The following is a 6351-nucleotide window of genomic DNA, read 5'->3' as shown; positions in this document are numbered from 1 at the left end:
ATTATTCCATAATTCAAGTTTGGAGATGCAAATTCAAAAGGTATTGAACTACGACATGGATATAGAAGTTACAAAATCCATTTTCTCGCGCAATTACAGTGAATGGACCAGAAGCATTTCAACATGGGGTGAATTATAATGGTGAAAGTTTTTGTATATGGCACATTGATGAGAGGCCGCATAAATCACAGTTACTATCTTTCAAAATCAAAATTTCTTGGAGAAGCAGAATTAGAAGGCTACGCAATGTACTGCGTCAGTTCCTTCCCTGGAATAGTTACAGAACAATCTGAAAAGGTAAAAGGTGAAGTATACTCTGTGGATGAAGAAACTTTAAGAAAGCTTGATAACCTTGAAGGTGAAGGTACCTTATATATCAGAAAAATGGTAGACCTACAATTAAATAATGAAACTATACAAGGTTTTGTATATATATGGAATTACACTATAACTGAGCTATGCCTTACAACCTTGGAAAAGAGGTGTATAAAATGGATATTAATAAATAATATGTGTGGTATGCCTGTTATGGCTCAAATATTTTAAGAGAACGGTTTATGCTTTATATTCAAGGTGGATTTAGTCGATTTAATAATAAAAAATATACACCATGCAATGACAAAAGTGCTCCTTTAGAGGATAAACATATTAACATTCCTTATAAATTATACTTTGGAAACAATTCAGGAAGCTGGGAGGGTGGAGGAGTTGCTTTCCTTGAACCTAAAAGAAATGATAACATAAATACTCTTGGCAAAATGTTTCTTATAACTGAGGAACAATTTAATGATATAAATGAACAAGAAAGCTCAATATGGTATAACCTTATAATAGATTTAGGTACACTTAATGGGGTAGCCATAAAGACCTTTACCCATTCTGATATGTTCACTAGAAATTTGCCTGTGCAGAGATATTTAAAAGTAATTGAAGAAGGAATCAGTGAAACGTACCCTGAGCTATCGAAGAATGAAATAGAAAATTATCTGAAATTAAGTATAAATACTTTGTAGGATTAACATCATAAGGCCCCACAGGATATATGGGGTCTTGTAATTTTTATATCTATTAAAATCATTTTATAGGGAAGCTTCAGTTTTAATTATTTATAAATATATCAGATATTAATCTTCACCTTTTAGAAGTTATTCCCAAGGGTCAGGTACTTTACAGAGTTTGATAGTGAAGCGTACACGCTCTGCTGCTAACTTCAAAGGATTCAAATAAACTTTTTAACAAGGTAGTCTTTCCTGTTCCATTTTCACCTATTATAACTATCGTATCTAATGGTATTCCATTACCATCACAAAAATCAACTTCTAAATCATTTAGTATTTGATGATTATTAAATTTAATTTTTTTCAACTTCATTTTCTTCACCTCATTAAAAATTATTTAGAACCTCTATTCTTTGTTCCCATATTTGCTACTCAATTACCGAAATAATTTTATATACTTAGTATTATTATACCCTAAATATCTACGCCATAAAAGTAATACATAAAAACTTCTCAAAGTTGATAATCTTTCATTCACAAAACCCAAAATAGTTACTTAAATTAAATGATTTTTATAAAATGATGCTAATTCAAACCCACCTTCTTTTGTTTGTATTTCAAAATATAATAAACATGCTGTTTGATGTGCTAATTACTATATATATACCTCAAAACCGTTCCCCGTCGTGGCTCACGCCAAGTTTTCTATCTCTATTTTTCATCAAACTATCAAATTGTCGAGTTCAATCACTTTCTCTGTCGCATTATTTTCTCAAAAATTAATTATGTCTTTGCACAATGTTTCATATTTATTGAGAACTTCATTCTTTTTAGCTTTTAGTTTTTTACCTTCACCAATTGGCCGAAATAATTTTATTCTCCTTAAATCATTTTCCATGTGTGCAATATAATAATTATTTATATCATAGTTGAAAATATTCTTTGTTGATTTAACCCTAATAAGATATTCATTGGATTTAACACTCAATATCTGTAAACTAATAAAAGGCAAATCGTTTTTTAGCTTTTCATAATTTAAAGATAACTCTTTTTCGCTAAAATAATACCTTTCAATAACAGATTTTATCCAATCGTTAGCCACATTATCATCCTTAAATTCTATTATATATTTTTCCGAAAAATATTGTAATATGAATTTATCATCAACATACTCCATACATCCTTGATATTTTTTTTTATCAGCTTTAATAATAAATTGATTAAATAAAGGACTATACCTAATCCATGTTGCTACTAACTTTTCCATTAAAATATCTCCTTACATTTGCCATAGATTTTTGTTAATTCCATACTCTCGCCTCTTAGATATTTAATTGTTCTGTCACCAATTCATATAATAATTCCCCAAAATCATTTGCCACTAATTCATACTTTTGCATCTTCTTATCAACTCCAGGAATATAAGAAATTATTGAAGGCTCTCCGAATTTATTTACTTTACTAAGGTCAATACAAAACAATTCGCCCATTCCCGTATCATATATTACAAGTAAACTATTTGGAATATCTATTTCTTCTCTTTCTGTAATTGTGTACCAAATAGCATCTGGTACACATGAATTTATAAAATCACTATCTATTATTCCATATATTTCTTGGGAACCAAAGTTTCCGGCTCCAAAGTCTTTTAGAAACTCTCTATAAACTCCTTTAAAACAAAGGTTTAATGTCTTTTCTGTTATCACTATTAAAGACTCTGGTCTAGCACCAACAAAATGGCATTTATCATTATTTTGTTTCATTAACTCTACTGCTTTCTCATAATTTTCTCTACTCATGTTACCCTCCTTACTTTCATTTGAAATAATTTGATCTATTCATCCAATATGATGAACGCCAATTAGCAAACATAAGTTGTCCATTTCATTTCTATGTTAGTTCCTCCGAGGTGCTAGGAGGCAACCGGAAGTTAGCTTCTTGCTAATTAATTTAGTATTACTAGGTTCTGCTAGCCCTTTAACCCCTTATCTATTCAAAATTCCCAATATTTCTTCCCCATATTTTTCAACTTTCTTATCCCCGAAACCTTTAACCATATGTAATTCACTCTTTGATTTGGGATTAGCTTTAATAAGTGTTTCCATTTCAGCATTACTAAAAACCATATACGGCTTTATTCCCTCATCACTTGAGGTTTTTAATCTATACGCTTTTAAAATATTATAAACATCCATAGCTGAAACTACTACCACAGGTGTAACTTCTTCATTAACAATATCCTTTTCTTTAAATTGTGTTTCCTTAACTATCATTTCCACGGTGTCTTCGGCTTTCACCTCATCAGGTGTTTGGCTTACAACCCTTTCCTTAGTAATCACCTTTTCACTTGTATCAAAGTCATCATCAGTTAATGAATACTTAGCTTTATTATCAAATTTTATTGGTCTATTATTTTTTACAAGATAATCAGCTATCTCATACATTAGCTTCTCTCTCATTTCTGGATCATTTTTTACAGAGCTTAATTCCGTATTTAATAAAGTTGTTAACTGATCATATTTATATATAAGATTTTGAATTACCTTAGAACATTTCGTTTTCTTCATTATTGTTTTAGGGTTGGCAATAATAACCGCGGACTTTATTGGTATAGCTTTAATTATCTTTTCTCTAATTAAGATATCCTTTAATACTTTTACATGTCTTTGATTTTGTGTAATAGGACTATATATGCCTTCTTTCTTAATTGCTTTTCCAGCATTACTTTTTATAGTTCTTATAAAATCTCCGTCTGAGTTAATCTCTATATCCCCATTTAGTTTTTTAGTTTCCAAGACATAAATAAACTTATAAGTTATTAGGACAAAATCAAGTTGAGCAATATAGTCCTCTGATTGTAATCTAATATCATGGAGACATAACATTGGGATAAATGAATTTTGAAGCTCATAACTAACATTATTTTCTCCATCTAAACCATACTTTAATAACATGATATCTCTATCAATTAATCTTTTTTTACTTGAGACTACCTTATTTGAAAGCTCAATCAAGTCTTTTAATTGTTCGTTATCCTTAGTGAATTTTTTAATGAATATTGGCTAAGTCACCGTTTTCTTCCCTTTAATAATTGAAGAGATTGCATTCTCTAGAAATGACATACTCTTACCCCCGATCTCTTAAGTAATATACCAACATCATACCATATTTATTCCAAAATAATAATTATTTGTTAATGTACACATTATAAGCAAACTAATAAATTAGTGATTGATGGAATTGTCAGTAACGGTACTTGGCGGGAGTCGAACCCACGACCTACAGATTCGAAAGAAATGATCCCTAGTAAGTTTAAAAAGCCGTCGATCCCTTATAAATAGCCATTTTACTTTTTAACTAAGTTTAGGTAATACCTACTTAATTTAACCTATAAGGGGCAAAAAAAGGGGCAAAAATAAATTTACTCCTTTTGTTTATTTTAACAACTCATTTAAATGCATTTTAAGACTATGCGTTAAACATAGTCTTTTCCATAGTTTGAGAAAGTCTATAAGCCGAGTCCTGTATTTGATTTTTTTAGTATTTTTATGAATTTTATAATATTTAAATATATCTATTGAGCATTGATTATACTGTGTTTAACAGCTTTTTTATATCAAATTATATCTATTTTTATTCATTAATATTTTATATATCGGTTCAAGTTTTGTCCTCTACTTTTTAAAGCAGTCTTGCTATGAAGGAGTATTAAAAAGAAGGCACTACCTTCTACAATAATGCCTTAACTCAACTTAATTTATACTAAGATTCTTCTTCAAATATTGGAGCTTCTATAAGTGTAGCAAAAATCAGTTCATGGAAATGGTCATCAACGACATTAGTTTTAGCTTCTACAAAATGGACATGTCTACCATCGCCAACAGGTTTCTGTAGGCCAGAGGTTGCTTCAAATTCATGAAAGTGATCAAAAAAGTCTGTTCTTGATTTAACTTTATGAACGTGCCCACCTTGAACTGGTATTGCAGGACTTGATACTCCAGCAAATCTATGATTATGAGCATCCTCGCTACCTAATTCTGCTAATCTAGTGCTTCCTTCAAATTCATGGTCGTGGAATTGCTTTTCTTTTTTGCAACAATCTTTATCATCATGTTTTTTTTCACAGCCACAATTATCATCATGTTTTGACATTAACATCACTCCTTCTATTTAGACATTATTATTATATGTAGTTTATTTTAAAATGGAACTAAATATAAAAAGGCAGAATAATCACAGTACTACCTTTCTATAGTTTCAGTATTTAACTAAGATAGGATATTGTAACTAAATAACGAAAGTTGAATAATATAAAGTGTTAATATTATTTTGGAGGTACTTATGTACGACTACCGTTGTAAAGACTGTGAAAATCTTGGACAATGTATGCCTATGATGAATATGCCCATGATGAATATGCCTATGATGAATATGCCCATGATGATTTTGCCTATGATGATTATGCCAATGTATGATGATGAAGATTTAAAAAGCCATGTATCCTAAGGTTTATATCAGAATATATCCAATTGTAAAATATCATTACGATATGATTGTAGCGAAACATGGAAGAATGTATTGTCCTACCGTAGATGAAATGGATCGTATGTGTAAAGATATATGTAACAAGTACAAAGAACATTATAAGGATGAGGATTATGACGATGACTGTAATGATGATGGGATGAGGCGCTTCGGTGGAGGTGGACTTGGTAATTTAGGCAGAATACTTCTGATTGGAAGTTTAATTGGAGGAAGATACTGGTGATACAGTTGAGAATATAGCTAATGTAATATGGAGGGGATAATTAAACCTCTCTTTCTTACTTTTTTATAAGGTTTTATATAAAGAATTTGGAATTAATGCTTGCAATTGAAATGCTTCAATTAGAAAACTATGCAATATTAAAATCCCTGGAGAATAATTCAAACATAAATAAAGATGAATATGATAATATTTTCTCTGCCATGCGTAATGTTTGTTACCATGTGTATCTACTTCTGAAATACCTTTTACTTTAATAACTTTCAAGTTTTCTTTTATTACATATTACATCATAAAATACCAATCCGACGTAACTCATAGGAATATTATACCATTCATTTGTGCAAGCTGTCACAAAACTATGGATTCTATATTTTGTGACATCACAAAAGTAATACGGGGACTTATGTGATAGTATTTTGAGGCAAATATTGTCATGTGGCTGTTTTTTACATTAATCGTTGCCGTACCCCTTGTTCGTAAGTCTGTAGTATGGCTCATTTGATCCGATCCGAGAATACAAACTGATATCAAAGTTATATTGTTACAAAGTACTAGTTATTGCTTCGTTTACTTTTATTTTTATTC

Annotated in this window: 9 protein-coding genes; 4 read left to right on the top strand and 5 right to left on the bottom strand. The window is 30.2% G+C overall.

Annotated features, from left to right (window positions below; translation table 11 throughout):
- Positions 1-138: 138 nt before the first annotated feature.
- Together VIM70_RS15945 and VIM70_RS15940 are read left to right on the top strand one after the other, a co-directional pair.
- The gene (locus VIM70_RS15945; RefSeq protein WP_331946766.1) at positions 139-546 is read left to right on the top strand and encodes a gamma-glutamylcyclotransferase family protein; all 408 of its coding nucleotides are present in this window, start codon (positions 139-141) and stop codon (positions 544-546) included.
- An 11-nt stretch (positions 547-557) separates the two neighbouring features.
- Positions 558-1013: a hypothetical protein gene (locus VIM70_RS15940; RefSeq protein WP_331946765.1), complete on the top strand. Its 456-nt coding sequence runs from the start codon at positions 558-560 to the stop codon at positions 1011-1013.
- Positions 1014-1167: 154 nt separating this feature from the next.
- On the opposite strand, the gene VIM70_RS15935 is transcribed toward VIM70_RS15940, so the two are convergent.
- From VIM70_RS15935 to VIM70_RS15915, 5 genes are all read right to left on the bottom strand, one after another.
- On the bottom strand, positions 1168-1371 hold the full coding sequence (locus VIM70_RS15935) for an AAA family ATPase (protein ID WP_331946764.1): 204 nt from the start codon (positions 1369-1371) through the stop codon (positions 1168-1170).
- Positions 1372-1770: 399 nt separating this feature from the next.
- Positions 1771-2265, bottom strand: coding sequence for a hypothetical protein (locus VIM70_RS15930; protein WP_331946763.1), 495 nt, complete (start codon positions 2263-2265; stop codon positions 1771-1773).
- Between the two features lie 55 nt (positions 2266-2320).
- Positions 2321-2797: an SMI1/KNR4 family protein gene (locus tag VIM70_RS15925; protein WP_331946762.1), complete on the bottom strand. Its 477-nt coding sequence runs from the start codon at positions 2795-2797 to the stop codon at positions 2321-2323.
- A gap of 186 nt (positions 2798-2983) precedes the next feature.
- The gene (locus VIM70_RS15920; RefSeq protein WP_331946761.1) at positions 2984-3952 is read right to left on the bottom strand and encodes an NERD domain-containing protein; all 969 of its coding nucleotides are present in this window, start codon (positions 3950-3952) and stop codon (positions 2984-2986) included.
- A gap of 808 nt (positions 3953-4760) precedes the next feature.
- Positions 4761-5150, bottom strand: a complete 390-nt coding sequence (locus tag VIM70_RS15915; protein WP_331946760.1) for a YmaF family protein — start codon at positions 5148-5150, stop codon at positions 4761-4763.
- Between the two features lie 189 nt (positions 5151-5339).
- Between VIM70_RS15915 and VIM70_RS15910 the strand changes: the two genes are divergently transcribed.
- Positions 5340-5504: a hypothetical protein gene (locus VIM70_RS15910; RefSeq protein ID WP_331946759.1), complete on the top strand. Its 165-nt coding sequence runs from the start codon at positions 5340-5342 to the stop codon at positions 5502-5504.
- Complete coding sequence (locus VIM70_RS15905; RefSeq protein ID WP_331946758.1) at positions 5494-5766, top strand: hypothetical protein; 273 nt, start codon at positions 5494-5496, stop codon at positions 5764-5766. Before VIM70_RS15910 ends, VIM70_RS15905 begins: the two co-directional genes overlap by 11 nt.
- The last annotated feature ends 585 nt before the right edge of the window (positions 5767-6351 follow it).

Source organism: Clostridium sp. (genome assembly GCF_036569345.1).
In the GTDB taxonomy this organism is placed as follows: domain Bacteria; phylum Bacillota; class Clostridia; order Clostridiales; family Clostridiaceae; genus Clostridium_AD.
Note: the sequence above shows the minus strand (reverse complement) of the source record. Positions and strands in the feature narration are given on the sequence as shown.